The following is a 25,698-nucleotide window of genomic DNA, read 5'->3' on the forward strand; positions in this document are numbered from 1 at the left end:
GTCCCGCTCAGCCGAGCGCGCGCCGTGACGAGATGACCCCGGTGTCGAACCCGGCGAGGTGCAGCCCGCCGTGGAACCGCGCGTGCTCGATCTTCACGCAGCGGTCCATGACGACGTCGAGCCCACCGGCCTGGCCGCGCCGTGCCACGTCCTCGTGCCAGGACCCGAGCTGCAGCCACAGGGTCCGCGCACCGACCGCGAGGGTCTCGTCGAGGACGGTCGGCAGGTCGTCGTGCCGCCGGAACACGTCGACGAGGTCCGGGACGACCGGCAGCGCCTCGAGCGACGGGTAGACCGGTCGACCGAGGATCTCGTCGGCGCGCGGGTTGACGAAGTACACGTCGTACGGCGAGCTGGACAGCAGGTACGTCGCCACGAAGTACGACGCGCGCGCCGGGTTGCTCGACGCCCCGACGATCGCGATCGAGCGCGTCGCGCGCAGGATCGACAGCCGCTCCGGGGCGCTGGGCCCCTGCCAGGTGCGTGCGCTCATCGGGCGTCCTCCCGTGTCGTGCCGGTGGCGGCGGTCAGCGCCTGGTCGAGGTCCCACAGGATGTCGGCGGCGTCCTCGATGCCCACGCTGATGCGCACGAGGTCCTCCGGCACGCCCGCGGCGGCGAGCTGCTCGGCGGACAGCTGCTGGTGCGTCGTCGAGCCGGGGTGGATGACCAGCGTGCGGGCGTCGCCGACGTTGGCCAGGTGGCTCGCGAGCTGCAGCGATTCGATGAAGCGCCGCCCGATCTCGCGTCCGCTGAGCTCCGGGGTGGCGGCGAGCCGGAAGGCGAGCACGGAGCCGGGGCCCAGCGGCAGGTACCGCCGGGCGCGCTCGTGGTGGGGATGCGACGCGAGGCCCGCCCACAGGACCGACGCGATCCGCGGGTCCGACTCCAGCCAGGTCGCGACGTCGCGGGCGTTGGCGAGGTGCGCGTCGAGGCGCTGCGGGAGCGTCTCGACGCCCTGCAGCAGCTGGAACGCCGACTGCGGGGAGAGCGCCGGGCCGATGTCGCGCAGCTGCTCCGAGCGCAGCTTGGTGAGGAAGCCGTACTCGCCGAAGTTCTCCCACCAGCGCACGCCGCCGTACGACGCGACGGGCTCGGTCATCGTGGGGAAGCGCCCGTTGCCCCAGTCGAACCGGCCCGACTCGACGACCACGCCACCGAGCGTGGTGCCGTGCCCGCCGAGGAACTTGGTCGCGGAGTGGATGACGATGTCCGCACCGTGCTCGATCGGCCGCACCAGGTACGGCGTGGACAGCGTCGAGTCGACGACGAGCGGCACACCGGCGGCGTGCGCGACCTCGGCGAGGCCCGCGAGGTCCGCGATCTCGCCCGACGGGTTGGCGATCACCTCGGTGTAGACGGCCTTCGTCTCGGGACGGATCGCCGCGGCGTAGTCGGCGGGGTCGGTGCCGGGGACGAACGTCGTCTCGACACCGAACCGGCGCAGCGTGACGTCGAGCTGCGTGACCGTGCCGCCGTACAGCTGGGCCGACGCGACGAGGTGGTCGCCCGCGCCGGCCAGCGCGGCGAACACGAGGAACTCGGCGGCCATGCCGGACGCGGTGGCGACCGCACCGATGCCACCCTCGAGCGAGGCGATGCGCTCCTCGAACGCCGCCACCGTGGGGTTGCCGATCCGGGAGTAGATGTTGCCGTACTTCTGCAGCGCGAACAGGTTCGCGGCGTCGGTGGTGTCGTCGAACACGAACGACGTCGTCTGGTAGATCGGCACGGCGCGCGCGCCCGTGGTGGCGTCGGGGATGCCGCCGGCGTGCAGGGCGCGGGTGCGGAAGCCGAAGCGGTGCTCGCTCACGGTGCTCCTGTCGGGGAGGGGACGGGGGACGGGTGCGGCGCGGGGACGCCGGAGGTCGTCGGCCGGGGGAGGCCCGCGGCGACCAGCGTGCCGATCTGGTCGACCGCCCAGGGGTTCTGCAGGGAGGTCGTGTCGCCGAGCGTCGTGCCCTCGACGAGCTGCGCGAGCAGCCTGCGCATGATCTTGCCCGAGCGCGTCTTGGGGACCTCGGGGACGACCAGCACGTGGCGCGGTCGCGCGACCGGCCCGATCTCGCGTGCGACGTGCGCCCGCAGGTCGTCGCGCAGCCGGTGCGTCGCGGCGAGCCACGCCTCGACGTCCTCGACCGGCCCGGGCGGCGTGCTCGGGACGACGAACGCGGCGATGCTCTGGCCGGTGACCGGGTCGCTGACGCCCGCGACGCCGGCCTCGCCGACGGCCGGGTGCGCGACGAGCGCCGACTCGACCTCGATGGTCGACAGGCGGTGCCCCGCGACGTTGATGACGTCGTCGATGCGGCCGAGCAGCCAGATGTCCCGGTCCTCGTCGTACGACGCGCCGTCGCCCGCGAGGAAGTACCCGCCGTGCGGGCCGTGGCCGGCGAACCGGCGCCAGTACGCCTCGAGGTACCGCTGCGGGTCGCGCCACACGGTGCGCGCCATGCCCGGCCATGGGCGCTCGACGACCAGGAAGCCGCCCTGCCCGGGCTGCACCTCGACGCCGTCCTCGCCCACGACCTTCACCGCGATCCCGGGCAGCGGACGCGTCGCCGACCCGGGCTTGAGCGTCGTGAGCCCGGGGACGGGCGCGATCATCGCCGCACCGGTCTCGGACTGCCACCACGTGTCGACGACCGGCGCCTCGTCACGGCCGAACGTGCGGCGGAACCACACCCAGGCCTCGGGGTTGATCGCCTCGCCGACCGTGCCCAGCAGGCGGATGCTCGACAGGTCGTGCCCGCCGGGCAGCTCGTCGCCGAACCACGTCATGAACGTCCGGATGAGCGTCGGGGCCGTGTAGTAGGTCGTGACGCCGTAGCGCTCGATGACCTCGAGGTGGCGCCCGCGATGCGGCGTGTCCGGCGTGCCCTCGTAGATCACCTGCGTGAGCCCGTTGGCGAGGGGCCCGTAGATCTCGTACGTGTGCGCCGTGACCCACGCGAGGTCGGCGGTGCACCAGTGCACGTCGTCGTCCTTGACGTCGAAGACGGCCCAGTGCGACCACGCGGCGTGCGTGAGGTAGCCGCCGGACGTGTGGACCAGGCCCTTCGGCTTGCCCGTGGTGCCCGACGTGTAGATGACGAACAGCGGGTGCTCGGCGTCGAACGACTCCGGCTCGTGCACGTCGGGCTGGCGGTCGACCACGTCGTGCCACCAGACGTCGCGCCCGGTGGTCCAGGCGACGTCCTGGCCCGTGCGCCGCACGACGAGCACGTGCTCCACGTGGTCCAGCCCGGCCACGGCCTCGTCGGCCGCCGACTTGACCTCGACGGCCTTCCCGCGGCGGAACTGCCCGTCGCTCGTCACGAGCACCTTGGCCTGCGTGTCCTCGACCCGGAACCGCACGGCCTCGGCGGAGAACCCGCCGAACACGAGCGAGTGCACGGCGCCGATCCGGGCGATCGCGAGCGTCACGACGACGGTCTCCGCGATCACCGGCAGGTACACGACGACGCGGTCACCGGGCCCGACTCCCAGCTCGGTGAGCGCGTGCGCGGCCTGCGCGACCTCGCGCTGCAGCTGCGCGTAGGTGATCGAGCGGCGGTCTCCGCGCTCGCCCTCGACGTGCAGCGCGACCTTGTCGCCCCGGCCCGCGGCGACGTGCCGGTCGACGCAGTTGACCGCGACGTTGAGCCTGCCACCGAGGAACCAGCGCGCCTCGGGCACCGTGAGCTCGTCGGGCCCGCCGCCCTCGACGGGCACGGGGGGCGCCCAGGTGTGGGCCGTGTGCCACGGCGCGTCCCACTGCAGGCGGCGCGCGGCCTCCTCCCAGAACGCGACGGGCTCCGCCTCGGCGCGCGCCCAGTCCTCGGGCCGCACGTTCGACGTCGCCGCGAGCCCGGCGGGCGCGGGGTAGGTGCGCGTCTCGGTCTGCAGGGCGGTCAGGGTGGTCACGCGAACCTCCGCAGGAGCTGCTTCTCGACGAGCGCGACGACCGAGTCGGTGAGCTTGCCGATGACGGCCAGCAGCACGATCGCGAGCAGGATCCGGTCGACGCGGCCGTTGTTCTGGGAGTCCGTGAGAAGGAAGCCCAGGCCCATGGACGCGGCGATGAGCTCGGCCGCGACGAGGAACAGCCACGCCTGCGCGAGCCCGAGCCGCAGACCGGACATGACCGAGGGGATCACCGCGGGCAGCTGCACGGAGCGGAACAGCGCGACGCCGCGCAGGCCGAACGCGCGCCCCGCCTCGACGAGGTGCGGGTCGACGTGCCGCAGCGCGGCCGCGACGGTCGTGTAGATGGGGAAGAACGCACCGATCGCGACGAGCGTGATCTTCGACTCCTCGCCGATCTTCATCCACAGGATGAGCAGCGGGACCCACGCGAGCGAGGGGACCGCGCGGACCGCCGCGAGCGTCGGCGCCAGGAGCACGTCCCCGGCGCGCGACAGCCCCACGAACGCCGCGACGACCAGGGCGACCAGGGCACCGATCGCGAACCCGATCAGCACGCGCTGCACGGAGATCGCCAGGTGCGTCTGCAGGTCGCCGCGCTGCGCGAGGTCGATCGCCGCGCGCCAGACGGACCCGGGGCTGGGCAGCTGGTACGGCGGCACGAGGCCGGTGGTCGTGACGTACTGCCACACCGCGAGCAGCAGGAGGGGGAGCAGTGCCCCGCCGGTCAGACGCGTGCTGCGCCGGGCCCAGAACGACGCGCTCGCTGGCCGCGCCGGGCCGCTGTCGTGGGGGTTCTGCAGGGGCAGCGGGCGGCCCTCGGAGTCGGTGAGGACGGGCGCCGCGCCGGTCGCGTCGGTCATGGGGGAGGTCTCCTGGGGGACAGGGAGGACGGTCGGGTGGCGGTGCCCCGCCGCGAGGACGCGGCGGGGCACCGCGTGCGGTCAGCCCGCGATGGTGGAGGCGTCGGCCTTCTCGGCGAACGTCGGCTCGAACAGCTCGTCCAGCGCCTTGTCGATCGTGGCCTGGTCCTCCACGTCACCGGACTCGACGAAGATCGGGCCGACGACCTCGAGCACCTTGCGCTGCGCGTCTCCCGGGACCGGGTCGGTGTCGAGGTTGGTGCGCTCGACGATGACCTTCTCCGCGACCGCCGGGTCGATGCCGGCCACCTCGGCGAGGATCGCGACGACCTCCTCCGGGTTCTCCTGCGCCCACGCGCGCGCCTTCTCGTACGCGTCGACGACGGCCTGCGCGAGGTCGGGGCTCGCGTCGAGGAAGTCCTGCGTCGCGTTGAGGAACCCGTAGGTGTTGAAGTCGATGTTGCGGTAGATCAGCTGGGTGCCGGACTCCGCCTCGCTCGCGGCCATGATCGGGTCGAGGCCCGACCACGCGGCGACCGATCCCTGCTCGAGGGCCGTGCGGCCGTCGGCGTGCTGCAGGTTCTGCACCTCGACGTCGGACAGCGCGACGCCCGCCTCCTCGAGCGACTGCAGGAGGAAGAAGTAGGGGTCGGTGCCCTTGGTCGCGGCCACCGACTTGCCGGCCAGGTCGGCCACCGACGTGATGTCGGAGCCGCTCGGCACGACGATCGCGGCCCACTCGGGCTGGGAGTAGATGCCGATCGTGCGGATCGGCGAGCCGTTGGAGCGCGCGAGCAGGGCGGCCGAGCCGGCCGTCGAGCCGACGTCGACGGCGCCGGCGCGCAGCGCCTCGTTGGCCTTGTTCGAGCCGGCCGACTGGACCCAGTTCACGGTGACGCCGTCGAGCGTCTCCTCGAGCCAGCCCTGGTCCTTGATGACGAGGCTCAGCGGGTTGTACGTCGCGAAGTCGATGTCGAGCGTGTCGGCGCTCCACCCCGCGTCCGCGGCGTCGGCGGACGGCGCGGCGGCCTCCGGCTCGGCGTTCTCACCGGCGACGCAGCCGGTCAGCGCCAGGGTGGTCACGAGGGCCAGTGCGGTGGCGGAGACGGCGGTGCGGATCCTCATCGTCGGTTTCTCTCATCTCGGGGAACGGGGGCCGGTCGGCCCCGGGGTGGGCGCCCGGGCGGGGGAGCGCCGGGCGAGTGGTGCGGGTGGGTCAGATGGAGTGGTGCAGGTCCGGGTCGGGCGCCGGCACGTGGTGCGTCGCGACGCCCAGGCCCTCGAGCAGCTCGGCACGCAGCTCGGCGAGCTGGTGGTCGGCGCGGTCGCGCGGCCGGGTGCCCGGCACGTCGATGACGCGGGCGACGGTGGGCGTGCCCTCGGGGCAGCGCGCGAGGTTGCGCAGCAGGAGCACGCGGTCGGCGAGGTACAGGGCCTCCTCGACGTCGTGCGTCACGAGCAGCACGGTGGTCGGCTCGGCTGCGTGGACGTCGAGCAGCAGGTCCTGCATGCGCAGGCGCGTGAGGGCGTCGAGCGCGCCGAACGGCTCGTCGAGCAGCAGGACGCCGGGGTTACGGGCCAGGGCGCGGGCGAGCGACGTGCGCTGCGCCATGCCACCGGACACCTGCCGCGGCCGCAGGCCTGCGGACTCCTCGAGGCCGACGAGCCGCAGCAGCTCGGCGACGCGCTCGCGGCCCGCGTCCTTCGGGGTGCCGCGGGGCAGGCCCAGGGCGACGTTGGCCGTGAGGGTGCGCCACGGCAGCAGCCGCGGCTCCTGGAACGCGACGGCCGTGCGGCGGTCGACACCGCTGACGGGCGAGCCGTCGAGCAGGATGCGTCCCGAGTCGGGCGTGTCCAGGCCGCTGACCTGGCGCAGCAGGGTGGACTTGCCGCAGCCGGAGGGGCCGACGAGCGCGACGATCTCGCCGGCGCGCAGCTCGACGTCGACGGAGTGCAGCACCGTGCGGGTGCCGGCCGGCGTGGGGAACGTGCGGCGCACGGCGTCGAGCGAGACGGTGTGCGCGCGGCGCTCGACGGTGGTGGTCAGGCTCATGGGGACGTCCGTGGGGTTCGGGCGTGGGCGTCCGGCGGGGGCCGGGCGGCCACGAGGGCGGGCACCGGCGGGGCGACCCGGGAGGGTCGGCGGGTTGCTGGGGTCAGCGGGTGCCGGTGCGGGGCTGCAGGAGGCAGCACGAGCAACAGCGGCACATGAAGGAGGGGGCGACGCGGACGGAGCAGGCGACGATCATCGCGGGCCTCCTGCCGGCGTCGAGGCGATCCCCGACAGTTCTCACGATGTGAGACTCGGTGACCACGTTTCGAGCAGACTGTAGCGGCACGCGCCGTGTCACGGCAACGGATGGCGCCCGGCGGTCACCCGGTGGGCTGGATCGCCTGCACGATCCACGCGGCGTAGCCCTCGCGTCCGCCGCCCTCCCGCAGGTGGATGCCGTCGTCGTAGAACCACGAGAGGTTGGCCTCGCCGCTCGACTTCCAGTCGAGCAGGCGCGCGTGCGGGTAGTCCGGCACCACGCGCGCGAACAGCTCGTTGTCGTACTGCTCCCAGGGGCGCGGCACGCGCACGTTGACGACGAACACCCGGTGGTCGGCCGTGCCCTCGAGCAGGCGCCGCAGGTCCTCCTCGGCCACCGGCCCGTTGGTGCCGCCGTGCACCACGACGGTGTGGCCCAGCGACCCGGCCGCTCTCGCGCCCAGCACCAGGTCGACCATCTCGCCGAACTGGCGTGACACGACGGCGTCGACCGCGACGCCCCGGGCGGCCAGCTCCGGTGCTGCGCCGAGCATGACGGAGTCCCCGAACGCGGTGACCGTGCCGACCTCCTCGACCGGCACCGGGTCGGTCGTGGGCGTCGGGCTCGGCGCCCGGTCCTGCTCCGGGACGACGGAACCGATCGGGTCGGGCGCCGTCGACGCGCTCCCCGTCGCCGCCGACACCGTGCTCTGCGCCGTCTCCCCGCCCGACGCCGGGGTCCGGGCGACCCCCACCGCGAGGACGACCGCCGTCGCGACGAGCACCGCAGCCACCGTGCCCGTCACCACCGCGCTCCTGACCCGTCCCGGGCCCTCGGTCCGCAGGCGGGTCACCGCGCGTCGCAGGGCCCCGCGCCGGACCGGTGTCTCGACCCACCGGTACGACGCCTCGGCCAGCAGCAGCGTCACGCCCACGCGCACGAGCGGCGAGGCCCAGTCCGGCAGGGTGACGTCCTGGTCGGGGCGCGTGAGCATCAGCACGGGCCAGTGCCACAGGTAGATCCCGTACGACCGCTCGCCCAGCCACCGCAGCGGCTGCCGCGCGAGCACCCGCCCCAGCAGCCCGGCCGGGTCGGCGGCGGCGCCGACGAGCACCACGGTGAGCCCGGCGAACGCCAGGAACCCGCCCCGGTACAGGACGCCGGAGAACTCGTCGACCAGCGCCACGCACAGGACCACCCCGACGAGCGCCGCGCCGCCGAGCACGTCGGTGACCCCCGCCTCGAAGCGCCGGACCGCGTCACCGCGCTCCGTCACCCAGGACCCGGCGGCCCGCCAGGTGCGCCACGGCTGCCAGACCGTCGCCGCGGCCACCCCCAGCAGCAGACCCATGGCGTGCGTGTCGGTGCCGACGTACACACGCGTGGGGTCCTGCGGCACCGGCATGCCGGCACGTGCGGCCAGCACGCCCATCGTGACGGTCGACGCCACGGCCAGGACGGCGGCGACCTGCCCGACGCGGGCCCGGCCCGCGCGCAGCGCGAGCAGCGCCACGAGCGGGACGGCGAGGTAGAACTGCCCCTCGACGGCCAGCGACCACAGGTGCTGCAGCAGCGGCGGACGGCCCGTCAGCTCGAAGTACGAGCGGTCGGCGACCACCTGCCACCAGTTGGACGTGTACGTCAGAGCCGCGAGCAGGTCGCCGCGCAGCGACGTGAGCGCATCACGCGCGACGAGCCCGGCGGCGGCCGTGCCGGCGAGCAGCACGAGCAGCGCGGGAACGAGCCGGCGCACGCGCCGCGCGAGGAACCGCCCGGTGCGGAACCGCCCGGTCGCCTCGACCTCGTCCAGCACGAGGGTCGCCACGAGGTAGCCGGACAGCACGAAGAAGACGTCGACACCGAGGAACCCGCCGGGCGCCCAGGGGACGCGCAGGTGGTACAGGAGCACGGCGACGACCGCGAGCGCGCGGACTCCGTCGAGGCCCCGCAGGTGGGGGAGCGGGGCGGGGCCGGGCGCCGCCGGGCGGGTCGCCGGACGCGTCGCGACGTGCTCGACGACTGCCACTGCCACCCCTTGCGGACGTACCCTGCGCGATCCGACGCGCCCCCGGCCCGCGCGTCGTCCGACTCAGGCTAAGCCGGTTCCGCGGCGGGACCGTCCGTGGGTCCGTCGTCGTGACCAGCATCACTCCACAGGGCCGCGATCCGGTGCAGGGCGCGCGGGTCGGCCTGGGCGAGCACGGTCGTGACGGCCGTGGCACGCCACGCGGGGAGCTGGGCGCGCACGTCCTGCTCGGTGCCCACGAGCGCGATGTCGCGCACCAGCTCGGTCGGCACGGCCGCGGTCGCACGCGCCCGGTCACCGGCCAGGTAGTGCGCCTGGATCTCGTCGCACGCCTCGGTGTAGCCGAGCCGGTCGAGGACGTCACGGTGGAAGTTCGCGCCCTTGGCGCCCATCCCGCCCGCGTAGAGCGCGATGAAGGGACGCACGACGTCGGCGGCCTGCTCGACGTCCTCGGCGAGGACCACGGGCACGGTGGCGACGACCTCGAACTGCTCGGGCGGCCGACGGTCCGGCGAGCGGCGCGCGAACCCCTCGGCGAGCAGCTCGCGGTACGTGGCGTCCATGCGGGGGGAGTAGAACAGCGGGAGCCAGCCGTCGGCGATCTCGGCGCTCATCGCGATGTTGCGCGGTCCCTCGGCGGCCAGGTGGATCGGCAGGTCGGCGCGCAGCGGGTGGACGGTCGAGCGCAGCGCCTTGCCCAGGCCCGCACCCTCGTCCGCGGGCAGGGGCAGCCGGTAGAAGCTGCCGTCGTACGTCACGGGTGCCTCCCGCGCGAGGACCTGCCGCACGACGTCGACGTACTCCCGCGTCCGTGCGAGCGGGCGGGGGTAGGGCTGCCCGTACCAGCCCTCGACGACCTGCGGCCCGGACGCCCCGAGGCCGAGGACGAAGCGGCCGCCCGACAGGTGGTCGAGCGTGAGCGCGGCCATCGCCGCCGATGTCGGCGTGCGTGCCGAGATCTGCGCGATGGCCGTGCCCAGGCGCACGCGTCGCGTGCCGGCACCCCACCACGCCAGCGGTGTGAGTGCGTCGGAGCCGTACGCCTCGGCCGTCCAGACGGAGTCGAGGCCGAGCTCGTCGGCCGCACGCACCGCCTGCGCCGCGCCCGGTGGGGGGCCTGCCGACCAGTAACCCGTGTGGTACCCGAGGCGCATGCGGATGCTCCTTCTCGTCGCCGTCGACGTGCGCCCGCCTGGGCGCCCGGGCGACGTTACCGGGCGGTAGTGGTGCTGCGCGCGCGGTCTGCGAGGGTGTTGAGGAGCGCGGCCGCCGTGGGCGCGTCGTCGACGGTCACGACCATGACGCGCCCGCCCGTCCGCTCCACCTGGATCGCCTCGCCCTTGCGCAGGACGAACCCGGCACGCCCGCCGGCACCGACGCGGTAGCCCCAGCCACCGAACTCGCCGAACGGGTCGACCTGCGTGGCGCGCGCGGCCACGACCTCGTCGAGGGGGACGCGGACCGCCGGCCACCCCAGGGGCGAGCGCGCGACCAGCCCGCGGCCGTCGACGCTCACGTGCAGCACCAGCGTGGACACCAGCAGCAGCGCGATCCCTGCCCCGACGAGCAGCATCGCGGGCGTCCGCAGCACGAGCGCCAGCACGACGTTGACCAGCACCGCCACGGCACCGACCCACGCGCCGGCCGGGCTGGTGACCGAGCGGCTCCAGGCGGCGGGCTCGCCCGGCGCGAGGTTCGTGCGGGGTGCGGACGGGTCGACCGGGGCGTCGCTCGGCATCGGCCGGCCGCGCGGCACGACGAGCGCGGCGAGGACGCCGGCGAGGATCCCGCCGCCGAACGCCCACACCGTGACGTGCCCGATCCCCGGCGCGTCGGCCGCGTCGGCGAGGTCCAGCTGCACGGACAGCGACCCGAGCACCACGACGGACACCAGCACCGCCAGACCGGTCGCGAACCCTGCGGAGAGCCGGCGGACGGAGTCGTCCCGTCCGGCCCAGAAGGCGAGGGCCCACATGCCGAGCGCGAACAGCGGCACGAACAGCAGGGGGATCGCGATGGCGTCCTTGAGCGAGCCGAAGCCGTCCGGGCGCATCGAGGCGTCCCAGTGCACCGCGAGCGGGTCGGGCAGGCGGGGTGTCCAGGAGAGCGCGACGACGACTGTCGCCAGGAGCAGCAGGAGGGGCACGACCAGGGTCGTCACCGTGGTCGCGAGCCGGTGCGGCGGGGTCGGGCGGGGCGCGGTCATCGCGGGGTCTCCTTCGACGAGGGCGGTCACGGCCGCGGGGGCGACCGGAGCACCCTACGTGCCACCCGCCCCGTCAGATGTAGATGGCGGGGTCGTCGACCTCGACGTCGAACGGGACCTCGGTGCCGCGCTGCCGGATCTTGGCGGGCACGCCCACGGCGACGGCGCCGGCGGGCACGTCGGTGATGACGACCGCGTTCGCGCCGACCTGCACGTCGTGGCCCAACCACACCGGGCCGAGGATCTTCGCTCCCGCGCCCACGACGACGCGGTCTCCCAGCGTGGGGTGCCGCTTGCCGCGCTTCATCGAGCGGCCGCCCAGCGTGGCGCCGTGGAACAGGACCACGTCGTCCCCGACCTCGGCGGTCTCCCCGATCACGACGCCCATGCCGTGGTCGATGAACAGCCGCTGCCCCAGGCGCGCACCGGGATGGATCTCGACGCCCGTCGCGGCGCGCGCCGCCTGCGAGACGAGCCGGGCCGGCAGCCGCAGGAAGGGGACGGCCCACATGTGGTGGGCGAGACGGTAGACCCAGATCGCGTGCACCCCGGGGTAGGCCAGCGCGACCTCGAGCAGCGAGCGCGCCGCCGGGTCGTGCTGGTGCGCCGCGTCGAGGTCGTCGCGCAGCGTGCGCAGGAAGCGGTGCAGGGGACGCATGGCTGGGCTCCGGGTCACGGGTGGGGTGTCCGCCGGTGGGCGGACGCTCGGAGCCCGGCCGTCGTCGGTGAGGACGACGGCCGGGCTCGGCGCTCAGTCGAGCAGGTCGGCGTAGAGCACCGACGACAGGTAGCGCTCGCCGAACGACGGGATGATCACGACGATCAGCTTGCCCGCGTTCTCCGGGCGGTGCGCCAGCAGCGTCGCGGCGTGCAGGGCGGCGCCGGACGAGATGCCGACGAGCAGGCCCTCCTCGCGTGCGGCGCGCCGCGCGACCGAGATGGCCGTCTCGGCGTCGACGTCGATGACCTCGTCGTAGATGGTGGTGTCGAGGATCTCGGGGACGAAGTTGGCACCGATGCCCTGGATCTTGTGCGGGCCGGGGGCGCCACCGTTGAGGATCGGCGACTCGGCCGGCTCGACCGCCACGATCTGCACGCCGGGCTTGCGCTCCTTGAGCACCTGGCCCACGCCGGTGATGGTCCCGCCCGTGCCGATGCCCGCGACGAGGATGTCGATCTCGCCGTCGGTGTCCGCCCAGATCTCCTCGGCCGTCGTGCGGCGGTGGATCTCGGGGTTGGCCTCGTTCGCGAACTGCCGGGCGAGGACCGCGCCCGGGCGCTCGGCGACGATCTCGTTGGCACGGTTGACCGCGCCCTTCATGCCCTCGGAGCCGGGGGTGAGGATGAGCTCGGCGCCGAACGCCCGGAGCAGCGCGCGCCGCTCCTTCGACATCGTCTCCGGCATCGTCAGGACGACCTTGTAGCCGCGGGCCGCGCCGACGAACGCCAGCGCGATGCCGGTGTTGCCGCTCGTGGCCTCGACGATCGTGCCGCCGGGCTGCAGGTCACCGGACTTCTCGGCGGCGTCGATGATCGCCACGCCGATGCGGTCCTTGACCGAGCTGGCCGGGTTGTAGAACTCCAGCTTGCCGACGACCTGGGCGGGCGCGCCGTCGGTGATCTTGTTGATGCGGACGAGGGGAGTGTTGCCGATCAGCGCGGTGGCGTCGTCGTAGATGCGGGCCATGGTTCCTCTTCGGTCGAGCCGTGCCCGTCAGGGCCGGCGGTGCGGGGGATGTGCGAGGGTGCGCCGGGGCGACGCGGGTGGGGCCGGGGGGTGGGTCCGGGGGAGGAGCGCTGCGGCGGGTCCTCCGGGGCGAGCGCTGGGCGAGATGCACCCCAGGGGTGCGGGCACGTCAGGCGTGCGGGGGCGGCCAGCGCTCTACCGACACCGACAACAGGTGCACGCCACGCAGGCGCGCAGGACGTGGGCAACGGCGGCGGGGTGCACGCGCATCGCTCTCCTCGTCCAGGGGCCATCGCGGGCCCGGGGCACGGACGTCGGCCCGTGGTCGAGCCGACGCTAGCGTCAACACCGTAGCGCGCGCAAAGGTTCCGCTGAGACGCCCGTCCCGTGATGCGGACAGGGTGACGGCGCCGGTCCCCGGGTCCACCCTGCGGCGGACGTCCGCGGTGACCTGCGCCGCTACGGTCGTCGGCGTGAGCTCCCCCCGCCGTCCGGTCGCGATCGCCGTCGTCGGCCTCGCCGTCGCCCTGGCCGTGTCCGCCTGCGGGACCCGAGGGTCGGACGTCGGGCGGGACGTGCAGGCGCGGGACACCCGGGGCGGGGAGCAGGTCGACTGCGCGCAGATGCTCGCCTTCCTCGCGACCGCCACCGAGCTCCCCGGGGACGCCCGGTGCCGACGCACGACCGGGATCGACACGCTCTACGAGGCGCAGACCACGGCGCCCCCCGACGACGTCGACGCGTGGCTCGCGGACGTCCACCCCGCGGCGGTGCTGGGGGACACCTGCGCCGGGGACGTCGACCGGTGCGTGCAGGTCGTCCGCGACCCGCAGTCGCCCGGCGCGTGGCACGTCCTGACGGTGGACGTCACCGGGACCGGGTCGGACGCGGCCGTGCATGTCGCAGCCTTCGACACGTGACGGCGGCGCGGACGGGCGCCGGCGGGGAAAAACGGGGGATGGTGCGCAGGTAGGGTGAGCGCGTGCCGTGCCGCGTGAGCGGACGCGGTGCACGGGGTGTGGCGCAGGTTGGTAGCGCGTCCGCTTTGGGAGCGGAAGGTCGCCGGTTCGAATCCGACCACCCCGACCGTGGACGATGGCGTCGACCGCACCTTGCCGGGCGGTCGAGCGTGCGGTGTGCTGTGGGTATGACCTCAGACCCGTGGCAGGGCGCGAGGACGATCCCGGCGCTGCCGTGCGAGGACGTCGACGAGCTGGCGGACTTCTGGACGGCGCTCGGCTTCGACGTCACGTACCGCCAGCTGCGCCCCAACCCGTTCGTCGCGGTACGGCGCGGGTCGGTGGAGCTGCAGTACTTCGGCCTTCCCGGGCTCGCGCCGCAGGACAGCTACTCGACGTGCGTCGTCCTCGTCGACGACACGGTGCCGGTCTTCGAGGCCTTGGCCGCGGGACTGCGGGCGCGGTACGGGCGGCTTCCGCTCGACGGCTTCCCGCGGGTGACGCGCCCTCGGCGGCGGGCGAACGCTTGGCGGCGCACGGGCTTCACCCTCGTCGACCCGGCGGGCAACGGGGTGCGGTTCATGCGGCGGCCCGCAGCCGGCCAGGCCGACGGGACGTCGCCCGCGACGACCGGCGAGCGGCCGACGGACCCGCTCGCGCGTGCCCTCGACGACGCGACCGTGCACGCCGACTCCCATGACGACCCCCACCAGGCGCACCGGATCCTGGCCGGTGCGCTGCGCCGTGCGGGCGACGCGAGCGAAGCCGACCGCGTCCACGCGCTGGCTTTCCTCGCCGAGCTGGCCGTCCGCACGGGTGACCCCGACGCCGCGCGCGGCTGGCTCGCCGAGCTCGAGGACGCGTCGGCGGGGCTCGACGAGACCGTTGCCCGGGAGGTCGTCGACGCGCTCGCGCACGCCGACGAGCTGCGACGGGACGTCGAGGGGGAGTGACGGGCGGACGTCGGCGGAGCGATCGGTCAGGGTCCGAGAAGCGTCACCGGGCACAACGGGCGCGTCATGACCCGTGGCTTACTGGCGGGTTCCCGTCCCCTAGGTAGATCGGATGGGTCGTCGGGTACGGCGGACGGCTCCTCGGAGATCCGAACTCCGTTGCTGGCAGCATCCGAGGCGTTGGCGACAGACCCGCCTCGAGGAGAGTTGCGCGGTCGGCGGCAGCGAGCTTCGCCATGAGCCTCGTCCGAACCGGGGCGATGACGTCGTCGAGCTCGGCCGTCACCGCGGCCACCAGCTCGATGAAGTTGCGCACCTGCTCTGGAGGCATCGTGCTGGAGATGCTGGGCGCGGAGACGTCGAGGACCTGGTGGGTGTCCGCGTCGAGCACACCGACCGCATAGGTGACCGAGAGGTCCGACTGAGAGTGCGCGATCGTGCGGTTGCGGAACTTTGCGACGAGGTCGTGTGTCGCGCAGACCCGTGCAGGGATCTGGACGAACGTGGTCATCGGTCGCCGCACCTTCGAAGAGACGAACGTGCGGCAGTAGGCCATGGCGGCGTTGGCGATGAGGGAGCGCTCTGCGCTCTGGAGCGGCGAGTCAGCAGGCGCGGTGCTCTGGAGCGCGAGCGCGAGCGCGAGTGCGTCCCGGGCCTCGACGAGGTCGACCGCGTAGCTCGACAGCTCGATGAACAGCCGCGCGTCGTCGGAGTCCTCCACCATCACGAACCCAAGTCGTCGCTCGTCAGGATTCACGGCTCGAGTATGGCGGGCGCGACTCGCGAGCGACGGGGATCACCGACACGTCGTTCGCCGACACCGGGGAGCAGTCGCACTGGCTGCACTGATGCTCGGAGCGGACGACGGGAATCGAACCCGCGTAGCCAGTTTGGAAGACTGGGGCTCTACCATTGAGCTACGTCCGCGCGTGCCGGGCGCAGACCCGGCGGCGCAGCAAGGTTACCGGTTCTGCGGGGTGTGTCGTCCCCACTGCCGCTTTGGCGGCCGGTCCCGCTCGTGACGTACCATCGAGGGTCGCGCGTACGCCGTCGGGTGCTCGCACGTCGCCTCCCCGGGACTCGTCCTGGTGAGGTCACGACGTCGCCCGTGCCGCAGCGTGCGCAGCGCCTCCCAGAGCGTGCAGAGCGAAGCGAGCCATCTCGTCGGATCCTCCGGCGCCCGGCCATGACCAAGTGGAGACCATCGAAGTGAAGAGCGCCGTCGAGACCCTGGACCCGACCAAGGTCAAGCTGTCCGTCGAGGTGACGTACGACGAGCTCAAGCCGAGCATCGATCACGCCTACCAGCACATCGCCGAGCAGGTGACGGTGCCCGGCTTCCGCAAGGGCAAGGTGCCGCCGCGCATCATCGACCAGCGCGTCGGTCGCCCCGCGGTCATCGAGCACGCGGTGAACGAGGGCCTGTCGTCCTTCTACGCCGAGGCCGTGCGCGAGAACAAGCTGCGTCCCATGGGCCAGCCCGCGGTCGAGGTCACCAAGGTCCCCGGCCTGGTTCCCGCCGAGGCAGGCGAGGAGGGCGAGCTGCACTTCACCGCCGAGGTCGAGGTGCGACCTGAGATCACCCTGCCCGCGCTCGACTCCCTGACCCTCACCGTCGACGACGTCGAGGTCTCGGACGAGGACGTCGACGCGCGTCTCGACGCGCTCCGCGAGCGGTTCGGCTCGCTGGTCGGCGTCGACCGTCCCGCCGAGGCGGGCGACTTCGTCGTCATCGACCTCGCCGCGACCATCGGTGACGAGCAGATCGACCAGGTCTCGGGCACGAGCTACCAGATCGGCTCGGGCAACATGCTCGAGGGTCTCGACGAGGCGCTGACCGGGCTGTCGTCGGGCGAGACCACGACGTTCGAGACCGTGCTCGTCGGTGGCGACCGCAAGGGCGAGACGGCCAACGTCACCGTCACCGCCACGGCCGTCAAGGAGCGTCAGCTGCCCGACGCCGACGACGAGTTCGCGCAGCTGGCGAGCGAGTTCGACACGATCGACGAGCTCAAGGCCGACCTGCGGGTCCAGGCGGGGCGCATCAAGGCGTCCAACCAGGCCGTCCAGGCGCGCGACCTGCTCGTCGAGAAGCTCACCACCGAGACCGAGATCCCGGTGCCGAGCGGTGTCGTCGAGGCCGAGGTGCACCGCCACCTCGAGTCCGAGGGCCGCCTGGAGGACGACGAGCACCGCGCCGAGGTGACGGAGCAGGCGCAGACCGCGCTGCGCAACCAGATCCTGCTCGACACGCTCGCCGAGCAGCTCGACATCAAGGTCAGCCAGAGCGAGCTGCTCGACTACCTCGTCAGCGCGTCGCGCCAGTACGGCATGGACCCCAACACGTTCATCACGACGCTGGACCAGCAGGGGCAGATCCCGGCCATGGTCGCCGAGGTCGCCCGTTCCAAGGCGCTGGCCGTCTCGCTGCGCTCGGTCTCCGTCGTCGACGGGTCCGGCGCGGCTGTCGACCTGTCCGAGTTCATCGGCACGGAGGAGGACGACGCCGAGGTCGAGCAGGCCGAGACGTCCGCCCCCACCGACGCGGCGACCGACTTCTCCGCCGTCGCGTTCGGCGAGGACAGCGCGGACGAGAAGGCCTGACAGGCCCGCACCACCAGGACCGCACGGCGCGCCACCAGGCGTCGTCCCCGACGGCCCCGCCGCCCCTCCCGGGTGCGGCGGGGCCGTCGTCGTCCCCGGCCGCGGCCGTCCGGGCGCAGACGCTGCGCCGTCAGCGAAACGGCGCGTCGGCGGGACGTGAGCGGGCGCGCCCGGGCGTTAGGGTCGCTGCAACGCGCGACCGGCCGCAGCCCTCGACACGGGGGCCGGCCACCGCGCAGGCAGCACGCAGCCAGACGAGGGAGCCTTCGTGAACGAGCAGGTGCCGTCCCTGGCCCGGTCAGATACTCCGGGCCTCGGCCTCAACGATTCCATCTACAACCGACTGCTCCGTGAGCGGATCATCTGGCTCGGCTCGGAGGTCCGGGACGAGAACGCCAACGCCATCTGCGCGCAGATGATGCTGCTGGCGGCAGAGGACCCCGACAAGGACATCTGGCTCTACATCAACTCGCCGGGCGGGTCGATCACGGCCGGCATGGCGATCTACGACACCATGCAGTACATCAAGCCTGACGTCGCGACGATCGCGATGGGCATGGCGGCGTCGATGGGGCAGTTCCTGCTCTCCTCGGGCACCAAGGGCAAGCGGTACGCCACGCCCCACGCCCGCGTGATGATGCACCAGCCGTCCGGCGGCATCGGTGGCACCGCGACCGACGTCCGCATCAACGCCCAGCTCATCCTGCACATGAAGAAGGTGCTCGCCGAGCTGATCGCCGAGCAGACGGGCAAGAGCGCCGAGCAGATCAACGCCGACTCGGACCGTGACCGCTGGTTCACCGCACCGGAGGCGCTGGAGTACGGGTTCATCGACCACGTCGTCTCCAGCTCCCACTCCGTCGCCGGTGGCGGCGGGACGCAGTCCTGACGGCCACCGCGAACGCATCAGCGAGGAGAACCTCCGTGAGCATGGAGTCCCAGTTCATCGCCCGTGCCGGCCACCTGGCCGGCGGCACGGCACCCGCCTCACCGTCGGGCCGTTACGTGCTCCCGCAGTTCGAGGAGCGCACGGCCTACGGCTTCAAGCGCCAGGACCCGTACACCAAGCTGTTCGAGGACCGCATCATCTTCCTCGGCGTGCAGGTCGACGACGCGTCCGCGGACGACGTCATGGCGCAGCTGCTCGTGCTGGAGTCCACGGACCCCGACCGTGACATCACGCTGTACATCAACTCGCCCGGTGGCTCGTTCACCGCGCTGACGGCGATCTACGACACGATGCAGTACATCAAGCCGCACATCCAGACCGTCTGCCTCGGGCAGGCGGCCTCGGCGGCGGCCATCCTGCTGGCCGCCGGCTCGCCCGGCAAGCGCCTCGCGCTGCCGAACGCCCGCGTGCTGATCCACCAGCCCGCGATGGAGGGCGGCGGCTACGCGCAGGCGTCCGACATCGAGATCCAGGCCAACGAGCTCATCCGCATCCGCGAGTGGCTCGAGCAGGCTCTCGCGCAGCACACGGGCCGGCCGATCGAGCAGGTCCGTGTGGACATCGAGCGCGACAAGATCCTGACCGCGGCCCAGGCCAAGGACTACGGGATCGTCGACCAGGTGCTCGAGAGCCGCAAGGGCGTTCACCCCACGGTGGTCCAGCCCGCCTGACGTCGTGACCCCCGGTCCGGCCCGTCGTGGCCGGGCCGGGGGCGGCACGGGCCCGCCAGGTTGGGCCATCCGTGCGAACCAGGACGCATCGGACGGCGCGTCGCACCCGACACGCCGCGACCCACCCGCCGGGTTCGGCTGACAGGGGGCCGTGCGTGGTGTGCAATGGGGGAACGTGACTCACGGACCGTGAGGTCACGACGACGGCGCACCGCCGATACGGCGGAGGGCGACACGAGGGAAGGGGACGCACATGGCGCGTATCGGGGACGGTGCGGACCTTCTCAAGTGCTCGTTCTGCGGCAAGTCCCAGAAGCAGGTCAAGAAGCTCATCGCGGGCCCAGGGGTGTACATCTGCGACGAGTGCATCGACCTGTGCAACGAGATCATCGAGGAGGAGCTCGCCGAGGCCACCGAGGTCGGCATGGTCGAGCTGCCGAAGCCGAAGGAGATCTTCGAGTTCCTCGAGCAGTACATCGTCGGCCAGGAGCCTGCCAAGCGGTCTCTCGCGGTCGCGGTGTACAACCACTACAAGCGCATCCAGGCCGGTGAAGGCCCCCGGGCGACCGCCGGCGAGGAGCCGGTGGAGATCGCCAAGTCGAACATCCTGCTGATCGGCCCCACGGGCTGCGGCAAGACGTACCTCGCGCAGACGCTCGCCAAGATGCTCAACGTCCCGTTCGCCATCGCGGACGCCACGGCCCTCACCGAGGCGGGCTACGTCGGCGAGGACGTGGAGAACATCCTCCTCAAGCTCATCCAGGCCGCTGACTACGACGTCAAGAAGGCCGAAGCGGGCATCATCTACATCGACGAGATCGACAAGATCGCGCGCAAGAGCGAGAACCCGTCGATCACGCGGGACGTGTCCGGCGAGGGTGTCCAGCAGGCGCTGCTGAAGATCCTCGAGGGCACGACCGCCTCGGTGCCGCCGCAGGGCGGGCGTAAGCACCCGCACCAGGAGTTCATCCAGATCGACACGACGAACGTGCTGTTCATCGTCGCGGGTGCGTTCGCCGGGCTCGACGAGATCATCACGTCCCGCGCCGGGCGCCGCGGCATCGGCTTCGGCTCGCCGATCCACTCGGCCGACGACGTCGACGTCTACGGCGAGGTCATGCCGGAGGACCTGCTGAAGTTCGGCCTGATCCCCGAGTTCATCGGGCGCGTCCCGATCATCACGACGGTCTCCCCGCTGGACCGGGTCGCGCTGGTGCGGATCCTCACGGAGCCGCGCAACGCGCTCGTCAAGCAGTACCAGCGGATGTTCCAGATCGACGGCGTCGACCTGGAGTTCGAGGACGACGCCATCGGGGCCGTCGCGGAGCAGGCGCTGCTGCGCGGCACCGGTGCGCGCGGCCTGCGGGCGATCCTGGAGGAGGTGCTCCAGCAGGTCATGTTCGAGGTCCCGTCGCGCGACGACGTCGCACGCGTCGTCATCACCAAGGACGTCGTCCTCGACAACGTGAACCCGACCCTGGTCCCTCGGGACACCTCACGCGACAAGCGCGCTCCCCGCGAGAAGAGCGCGTGAACGCACCCGAACGTGTCGTGCCGGCCGAGCTGGCACGGCTGCGTGGCAGCATCGACAACATCGACGCCGCGCTGATCCACATCCTCGCCGAGCGGTTCAAGGCCACGCAGCGCGTCGGCGTGCTCAAGGCCGAGCTGGGGCTGCCCGCCTCGGACCCGGGCCGTGAGGCCCAGCAGGTCGCCCGGCTGCGGGAGCTGGCCCGCGAGGCCGACCTCGACCCGGTGTTCGCGGAGAAGTTCCTCGAGTTCATCGTCGGTGAGGTAATTCGCCACCACGAGGCGATCGCGCACGACCACGCGCAGCGCGCCTGACGGACGCTCGTTCGGCTCTACCTCACCCCTGCGGCAGTTGGCATGGGATGCACCGGTGAACCAAGGTAGAGGGGTCAGCCCCGGTCAGGCACCGGCTGTGGCGTCGCCGGGGACGTGCACGCAGGAGGAGAAGACCCCTATGCACCTGCACTGGCTCAAGCCGCTGCTCGGCCGCCCGGCCCCGTTCGTCACCGTCCACCTCGACGCGTCGCCCGCGGAGGTAGCCGGCGAGTCGGGACCGGTGGACCGGTGGCGCTCCGTACGGCGCGATCTCGAGCGGGACGGCGCGCCCGCGGCGATCCTGGACGAGCTCGGCGAGCGCATCGCGCGGCCGGACGGCCGGAGGGACGCCCACGGGCGCGCCCTCGTCGCCGACGCGGACGGCGTCGTGGTGGACCGGGTGCTGCAGGCGGCCCCGGCGACGTCGAGCGGCTCGTACGGACCGGTGCCCGCGCTCGCGCCCGTCGTGCGTGCGAGCGAGGAGAGCGTCGGTGTGCTGGTGGTCGCGGTCGACCGCACGGGGGCCGACCTGCGGTGGGCCGGGGCGGAGGACAGCGAGTCCCGGGGCCCGGTGACCGAGACCGTCGACGGCGGGCACGACGACGTGCGGAAGGTCCGCGAGGGTGGTCTCGAGAAGCGCGGGCAGACCCGCGCTGAGGACTCCTGGCAGCGGAACGCCGAGGCCGTCGCAGCAGCGCTGGACAAGCGGGTGCGTGAGAAGCGGCCCGACCTGGTCGTGCTGACGGGCGACGTCCGCATGGTGCCGCTGGTCCGCGACGCACTCGACCAGCACGCGCGCGAGCTGGTGGTGGAGGTGTCCGGCGGAGGCCGTGGCGACGGCATCCACGAGGCCGCGTTCCGTGCGCGGGTCGACGAGGCGGTCTCCGCGTACCGCGCCAAGCGCCGCTCCGCGTACGTCGAGCGGTTCCGGGAGGCGCGCGGCCGGGGTGAGGGCGCGGTCAGCGGGTTCGACGACGTGGTCGACGTGCTGCGACGTGGGCAGGTCGACGAGCTCATCGTCGGCGCCGGCAGCCTCGCGGGCCGCGTGCTGTGGGTCGGCCCGGGAGAGCTGCAGGTGGCGTCGTCGAGGTCGGACCTGACGTCGATCGGCGTGGTCGACGGCGAGGTCCGCCAGATGCCGGCGGACGTGGCGGTGATGCGTGCGGTGATCGGTCAGGACGCCGGCGTGACGTTCGTCGACGACGACGACGACGAACTGCTCGACGGTATCGGGGCGACCCTGCGGTGGGCCGACGAGTCGACACCGAGCGAGTCGGTGCCGTCCCAGTCGGGCGACTACCGGCGGCTGCGCGCCGGTCTCTGAGGCCGCCCGACGCGTCGTGGGACGCGCCCCGGTGCTCAGGCGCCGGGGCGCGTGTCCACGTACAGCGCGTCGACCTGCTGCGCGAAATCCTTGAGCACCGCGGCCCGCTTCACCTTCATCGACGGCGTGAGGTACCCGTTCGCCTCGGTGAAGTCGGTGGTCAGCACGGAGATCTTGCGGATCGACTCCGCACGGGACACCGCCTCGTTCGCGCGGTCCACGGCGCGGTCCAGTGCCTCGAGCACCTGGGGGTGCTCGGCCGCCGCCGTGACGTCCATGGGGGGCAGGCCGTGCATCGCGAGCCAGCCCGGCAGCATCTCCGCGTCGAGGGTGACGAGGGCGCCGATGAACGGGCGCTGGTCGCCCACGACGACGACCTGGCTGACGATGGGGTGACCGCGCAGCCGGTCCTCCAGGAGGGCCGGCGCCACGTTCTTGCCGCCGGCGGTGACGATGATCTCCTTGCTCCGGCCAGTGATGCGCAGGTACCCGTCGTCGTCGAGCGTGCCGATGTCCCCGGTGCGCAGCCAGCCGTCGACCAGTGTCTGCGCGGTCTCCTCGGGCATGTGCCGGTAGCCGCGGAAGACGTGCGGTCCGGCGACCCAGATGTGGCCCTCGTCGTCGACCCGCAGGGACGTGCCCGGCATGGGCGGGCCGACGGTCCCGATCTTCGTCAGGCCGGGCCGGTTGACCGCGGTGGCAGCGGCGGTCTCGGTCATGCCGTAGCCCTCGAGCACGTGCACTCCGATGCCGCGGTAGAAGTGCCCGAGACGCTCGCCGAGCGGGGCGCCGCCGGAGACGGCGAACTCCGTGCGGCCGCCGAGGGCGGCACGCAGCTTGCGGTGCACGAGCCGGTCCGCGATCCCGTGCTGCGTCTTGAGGGCCGCGCTCGGGCCGTCGGGCGTCGCCAGGGCGCGGGAGTACGCGATCGCCACCTTGGCGGCCCACCGGAACATCCGCAGCTTGGCGCCCGACCCGGCCTTCTGCTCCGCGGAGTTGTAGACCTTCTCGAAGACCCGCGGGACCGCGAGCAGGTAGGTGGGCTTGAACGACGCCAGGTCCGGCAGGAGGTTGCGCGTGTCGGGGGCGTGCCCCATGACGGCACCGGACTCGATGCAGACCACCTGGATGAACCGCGCGAAGACGTGCGCGAGCGGCATGAACAGCAGCGTCCGTGACGTGGGCTTGGACACGACCTCCGCCAGCCCGACCGCGCCGTTGCGGCACAGCGCGACGAAGTTGCCGTGCGTGAGCTCCACGCCCTTGGGCCGACCGGTCGTGCCCGAGGTGTAGATGACGGTGGCGAGGTCGTCACCGCGGGCCAGCGTGCTGCGACGGTCGATCTCGGCGTCCGGCACGTCGGTTCCCCGCGCGACGAGCGCGGTGAGCGCGCCCTCGTCGATCACGAGGACCTCGGTGAGGCCGGGCAGGTCGCCGCGCACCTGCGCGATGACGGCGGCGTGCGCGGGCGTCTCGACGATGGCCAGTCGCACGCCGGAGTCCGACGCGATCCAGCGGACCTGCTCGGCCGACGACGTCTCGTAGACCGGCACGCCGACGGCCCCGGCCATCCAGATGGCGAAGTCGACGAGCGTCCACTCGTAGCGCGTGCGGGACATGATCGCGACGCGGTCGCCGGGCTCGACCCCGGCGGCGACCAGGCCCTTCGCGAGCGCGCGCACCTCAGCCACGAAGGCAGCGACCGTCACGGGCTGCCAGGTCCCGCCGAGGCCGGTCTGGCGCTCGGCGAGCACGCCCTTCGGGTCGCGCGCGAGCCGGGCGGCCAGCATGGTGCAGATCGACGCCGCGGGATCGGGCGCGACGAGGGCGGGGGACGTGAACTCGGACATGTGACGTAACTCCTGTGCAGGGGGACGTCACGACAGTAGCGCCGCGACGTTCACCTCGTGGGGGACTGGTGTGTGGGATCGAGCACCCGCTGCAGGAACGTGCGGGTGCGCTCCTCACGGGGTGCGCCGATCACCTGGTCGGCAGGTCCGGTCTCGACGACCGAGCCCTCGTCCATGAAGACGACGCGGTCGCCGACCTCGCGCGCGAACGCCATCTCGTGGGTGACCACGAGCATCGTCATGCCGCCGTCCGCGAGGTCCCGCATGACGCCGAGGACGTCGCCGACGAGCTCCGGGTCGAGGGCGGACGTCGGCTCGTCGAAGAGCATGAGCTGCGGGTCCATCGACAGCGCGCGGGCGATCGCGACGCGCTGCTGCTGCCCACCCGAGAGCTGTGCGGGCATCGCGTCCGGCCGCTCGGCGAGGCCGACGCGCTCGAGGTTGGCGAGCGCGACGCGCTCGGCCTCCGCGCGCGAGCGGCGCAGCACGGTGCGCTGCGCCATGGTGCAGTTCTCGAGCACGGTCTTGTGGCTGAACAGGTTGAACTGCTGGAAGACCATGCCGACGTGCGTGCGGACGCGGTCGATGTCGACGTCGGGGTCGGTGACCTCGGCGCCGAGCAGCTCGATGCTGCCCGACGTGGGCTGCTCGAGCAGGTTCACGCAGCGCAGCAGCGTCGACTTGCCCGACCCGGACGGGCCGATCACGCAGACGACCTCACCCGCCTGGACGTCGAGGTCGATGCCCCGGAGCACCTCGTGCTCGCCGAACGACTTGTGCAGGTCCCGGACCCGGACGACGGGCCGTGCGGGGTCGGCGCTCATGCGTGTCCTCCTGTGCGGCGCTCGAGCCTGCGGGCGACGATGCCGAGCGGGATGGTGATGACGAGGTAGCAGGCACCGACGACGAACAGGCCCGTGAGCCCGCCCGACGCCGTCGACAGCGCGTCACGCCCGACCTTGGTCAGCTCGAAGTACGCCGGCGTCTGACCGAGCACGAAGAGCAGCGACGTGTCCTTCGTCAGCAGCAGGACCTCGTTGGTCAGGGGCGGCATCACGGTGCGGAACGCCTGGGGGAGCACGACCTGGAGCATCGTGCGGGTGTGCGACATCCCGAGGGACCGTGCGGCCTCGACCTGCCCGCGGGGGACCGCCTGGATGCCCGCGCGGATGGTCTCCGAGATGTAGGCGGCGGACACCGAGCCCAGCGCGATGGCGGCGATCGCGATGATGGACGTCAGGGCGATGCCGAACGCGATCGGCACGGCGTACCCGACGGCGATCACGACGAGCAGCGCCGGGATGCCGCGGAAGAACTCGACGTATGTCGTCGAGATCCAGCGGTACGGCGCGACCGACGACAGACGCATCAGGGCGAGCACGGTGCCGAGGCTCAGCCCGACCGCGAACGCGGCGAGCGTGTACGTCACGGTGTTGAGGAACGCGCGGGGGAGCCGGTCGAGCATCTCGCCGGCGGCGGCCGGGTTGAAGATCGTCTCGCCGACTGTGCTCCAGTCCGCCGTCGACAGCAGCAGCACGAGGACGGCGAGCAGCACGACGTACTGCACGCCCCGCGACACCCGGGCGCGCCGGCGCGGGCTCATG

General features: G+C 72.8%; 23 protein-coding genes and 2 tRNA genes. 9 read left to right on the top strand and 16 right to left on the bottom strand.

Annotated elements, in window-relative coordinates:
* Positions 1–7: 7 nt before the first annotated feature.
* From NP048_RS06870 to cysK, 11 genes are all read right to left on the bottom strand, one after another.
* Complete coding sequence (locus tag NP048_RS06870; RefSeq protein WP_227577463.1) at positions 8–493, bottom strand: CoA-binding protein; 486 nt, start codon at positions 491–493, stop codon at positions 8–10.
* Positions 490–1,812, bottom strand: coding sequence for an O-acetylhomoserine aminocarboxypropyltransferase/cysteine synthase family protein (locus NP048_RS06875; RefSeq protein WP_227577464.1), 1,323 nt, complete (start codon positions 1,810–1,812; stop codon positions 490–492). The genes NP048_RS06870 and NP048_RS06875 overlap by 4 nt, the downstream gene beginning before the upstream one ends.
* Positions 1,809–3,905 carry an acetate--CoA ligase gene (gene acs / locus NP048_RS06880; RefSeq protein ID WP_227577465.1) on the bottom strand — a complete coding sequence of 699 codons (2,097 nt, stop codon included), beginning with the start codon at positions 3,903–3,905 and terminating at the stop codon, positions 1,809–1,811. The genes NP048_RS06875 and acs overlap by 4 nt, the downstream gene beginning before the upstream one ends.
* A complete protein-coding gene (locus tag NP048_RS06885) occupies positions 3,902–4,768 on the bottom strand; it encodes an ABC transporter permease (protein WP_227577466.1) in 867 nt (288 codons plus the stop codon). The genes acs and NP048_RS06885 overlap by 4 nt, the downstream gene beginning before the upstream one ends.
* Positions 4,769–4,849: 81 nt before the next feature.
* Complete coding sequence (locus tag NP048_RS06890; protein ID WP_227577467.1) at positions 4,850–5,893, bottom strand: aliphatic sulfonate ABC transporter substrate-binding protein; 1,044 nt, start codon at positions 5,891–5,893, stop codon at positions 4,850–4,852.
* Between the two features lie 91 nt (positions 5,894–5,984).
* On the bottom strand, positions 5,985–6,821 hold the full coding sequence (locus NP048_RS06895) for an ABC transporter ATP-binding protein (protein WP_227577468.1): 837 nt from the start codon (positions 6,819–6,821) through the stop codon (positions 5,985–5,987).
* Positions 6,822–7,141: 320 nt separating this feature from the next.
* On the bottom strand, positions 7,142–9,046 hold the full coding sequence (locus NP048_RS06900; protein WP_227577469.1) for an acyltransferase family protein: 1,905 nt from the start codon (positions 9,044–9,046) through the stop codon (positions 7,142–7,144).
* 68 nt (positions 9,047–9,114) lie between these two features.
* A complete protein-coding gene (locus NP048_RS06905; protein WP_227577470.1) occupies positions 9,115–10,200 on the bottom strand; it encodes an LLM class F420-dependent oxidoreductase in 1,086 nt (361 codons plus the stop codon).
* A gap of 56 nt (positions 10,201–10,256) precedes the next feature.
* Positions 10,257–11,252 carry a DUF1648 domain-containing protein gene (locus tag NP048_RS06910; RefSeq protein ID WP_227577471.1) on the bottom strand — a complete coding sequence of 332 codons (996 nt, stop codon included), beginning with the start codon at positions 11,250–11,252 and terminating at the stop codon, positions 10,257–10,259.
* A 73-nt stretch (positions 11,253–11,325) separates the two neighbouring features.
* Complete coding sequence (gene epsC, locus NP048_RS06915; RefSeq protein ID WP_227577472.1) at positions 11,326–11,910, bottom strand: serine O-acetyltransferase EpsC; 585 nt, start codon at positions 11,908–11,910, stop codon at positions 11,326–11,328.
* Positions 11,911–12,003: 93 nt separating this feature from the next.
* The gene (gene cysK / locus NP048_RS06920) at positions 12,004–12,939 is read right to left on the bottom strand and encodes a cysteine synthase A (protein ID WP_227577473.1); all 936 of its coding nucleotides are present in this window, start codon (positions 12,937–12,939) and stop codon (positions 12,004–12,006) included.
* A gap of 473 nt (positions 12,940–13,412) precedes the next feature.
* Between cysK and NP048_RS06925 the strand changes: the two genes are divergently transcribed.
* The 3 genes from NP048_RS06925 to NP048_RS06935 all read left to right on the top strand — a co-directional run bounded on the left by NP048_RS06925 (position 13,413) and on the right by NP048_RS06935 (position 14,851).
* On the top strand, positions 13,413–13,859 hold the full coding sequence (locus tag NP048_RS06925) for a hypothetical protein (RefSeq protein ID WP_227577474.1): 447 nt from the start codon (positions 13,413–13,415) through the stop codon (positions 13,857–13,859).
* Positions 13,860–13,951: 92 nt separating this feature from the next.
* Positions 13,952–14,025: transfer RNA gene (locus NP048_RS06930), tRNA-Pro, on the top strand.
* 61 nt (positions 14,026–14,086) lie between these two features.
* Complete coding sequence (locus tag NP048_RS06935) at positions 14,087–14,851, top strand: DUF8817 family protein (protein WP_227577475.1); 765 nt, start codon at positions 14,087–14,089, stop codon at positions 14,849–14,851.
* A 64-nt stretch (positions 14,852–14,915) separates the two neighbouring features.
* Here the strand turns inward: NP048_RS06935 and NP048_RS06940 are convergent, their stop codons facing one another.
* Together NP048_RS06940 and NP048_RS06945 are read right to left on the bottom strand one after the other, a co-directional pair.
* Positions 14,916–15,608 carry a hypothetical protein gene (locus NP048_RS06940; protein ID WP_227577476.1) on the bottom strand — a complete coding sequence of 231 codons (693 nt, stop codon included), beginning with the start codon at positions 15,606–15,608 and terminating at the stop codon, positions 14,916–14,918.
* A gap of 99 nt (positions 15,609–15,707) precedes the next feature.
* A tRNA-Gly gene (locus tag NP048_RS06945) sits at positions 15,708–15,778 on the bottom strand.
* A 282-nt stretch (positions 15,779–16,060) separates the two neighbouring features.
* On the opposite strand from NP048_RS06945, the gene tig reads away from it, so the two are divergent.
* From tig to NP048_RS06975, 6 genes are all read left to right on the top strand, one after another.
* On the top strand, positions 16,061–17,455 hold the full coding sequence (gene tig / locus NP048_RS06950) for a trigger factor (RefSeq protein WP_227577716.1): 1,395 nt from the start codon (positions 16,061–16,063) through the stop codon (positions 17,453–17,455).
* A gap of 268 nt (positions 17,456–17,723) precedes the next feature.
* On the top strand, positions 17,724–18,344 hold the full coding sequence (locus NP048_RS06955; protein WP_227577477.1) for an ATP-dependent Clp protease proteolytic subunit: 621 nt from the start codon (positions 17,724–17,726) through the stop codon (positions 18,342–18,344).
* A 35-nt stretch (positions 18,345–18,379) separates the two neighbouring features.
* On the top strand, positions 18,380–19,075 hold the full coding sequence (locus NP048_RS06960) for an ATP-dependent Clp protease proteolytic subunit (protein ID WP_227577478.1): 696 nt from the start codon (positions 18,380–18,382) through the stop codon (positions 19,073–19,075).
* A 253-nt stretch (positions 19,076–19,328) separates the two neighbouring features.
* The gene (gene clpX, locus NP048_RS06965) at positions 19,329–20,609 is read left to right on the top strand and encodes an ATP-dependent Clp protease ATP-binding subunit ClpX (RefSeq protein ID WP_227577479.1); all 1,281 of its coding nucleotides are present in this window, start codon (positions 19,329–19,331) and stop codon (positions 20,607–20,609) included.
* Positions 20,606–20,920 carry a chorismate mutase gene (locus NP048_RS06970; RefSeq protein ID WP_227577480.1) on the top strand — a complete coding sequence of 105 codons (315 nt, stop codon included), beginning with the start codon at positions 20,606–20,608 and terminating at the stop codon, positions 20,918–20,920. Before clpX ends, NP048_RS06970 begins: the two co-directional genes overlap by 4 nt.
* Positions 20,921–21,059: 139 nt before the next feature.
* On the top strand, positions 21,060–22,244 hold the full coding sequence (locus NP048_RS06975) for a baeRF2 domain-containing protein (protein WP_227577481.1): 1,185 nt from the start codon (positions 21,060–21,062) through the stop codon (positions 22,242–22,244).
* Positions 22,245–22,279: 35 nt separating this feature from the next.
* Here NP048_RS06975 and NP048_RS06980 read toward each other — a convergent pair whose 3' ends face one another.
* Genes NP048_RS06980 through NP048_RS06990 form a run of 3 tightly spaced genes read right to left on the bottom strand, consistent with a single transcriptional unit; the run spans position 22,280 to position 25,697 of the window.
* A complete protein-coding gene (locus tag NP048_RS06980; RefSeq protein WP_227577482.1) occupies positions 22,280–24,094 on the bottom strand; it encodes an AMP-dependent synthetase/ligase in 1,815 nt (604 codons plus the stop codon).
* Between the two features lie 50 nt (positions 24,095–24,144).
* Complete coding sequence (locus NP048_RS06985) at positions 24,145–24,918, bottom strand: amino acid ABC transporter ATP-binding protein (protein WP_227577483.1); 774 nt, start codon at positions 24,916–24,918, stop codon at positions 24,145–24,147.
* Positions 24,915–25,697: an amino acid ABC transporter permease gene (locus NP048_RS06990; protein WP_227577484.1), complete on the bottom strand. Its 783-nt coding sequence runs from the start codon at positions 25,695–25,697 to the stop codon at positions 24,915–24,917. The genes NP048_RS06985 and NP048_RS06990 overlap by 4 nt, the downstream gene beginning before the upstream one ends.
* Between the last annotated feature and the right edge of the window lies 1 nt (position 25,698).

The sequence above is a fragment of the Cellulomonas xiejunii genome, from assembly GCF_024508315.1.
Classification (GTDB): Bacteria; Actinomycetota; Actinomycetes; order Actinomycetales; family Cellulomonadaceae; genus Cellulomonas; species Cellulomonas xiejunii.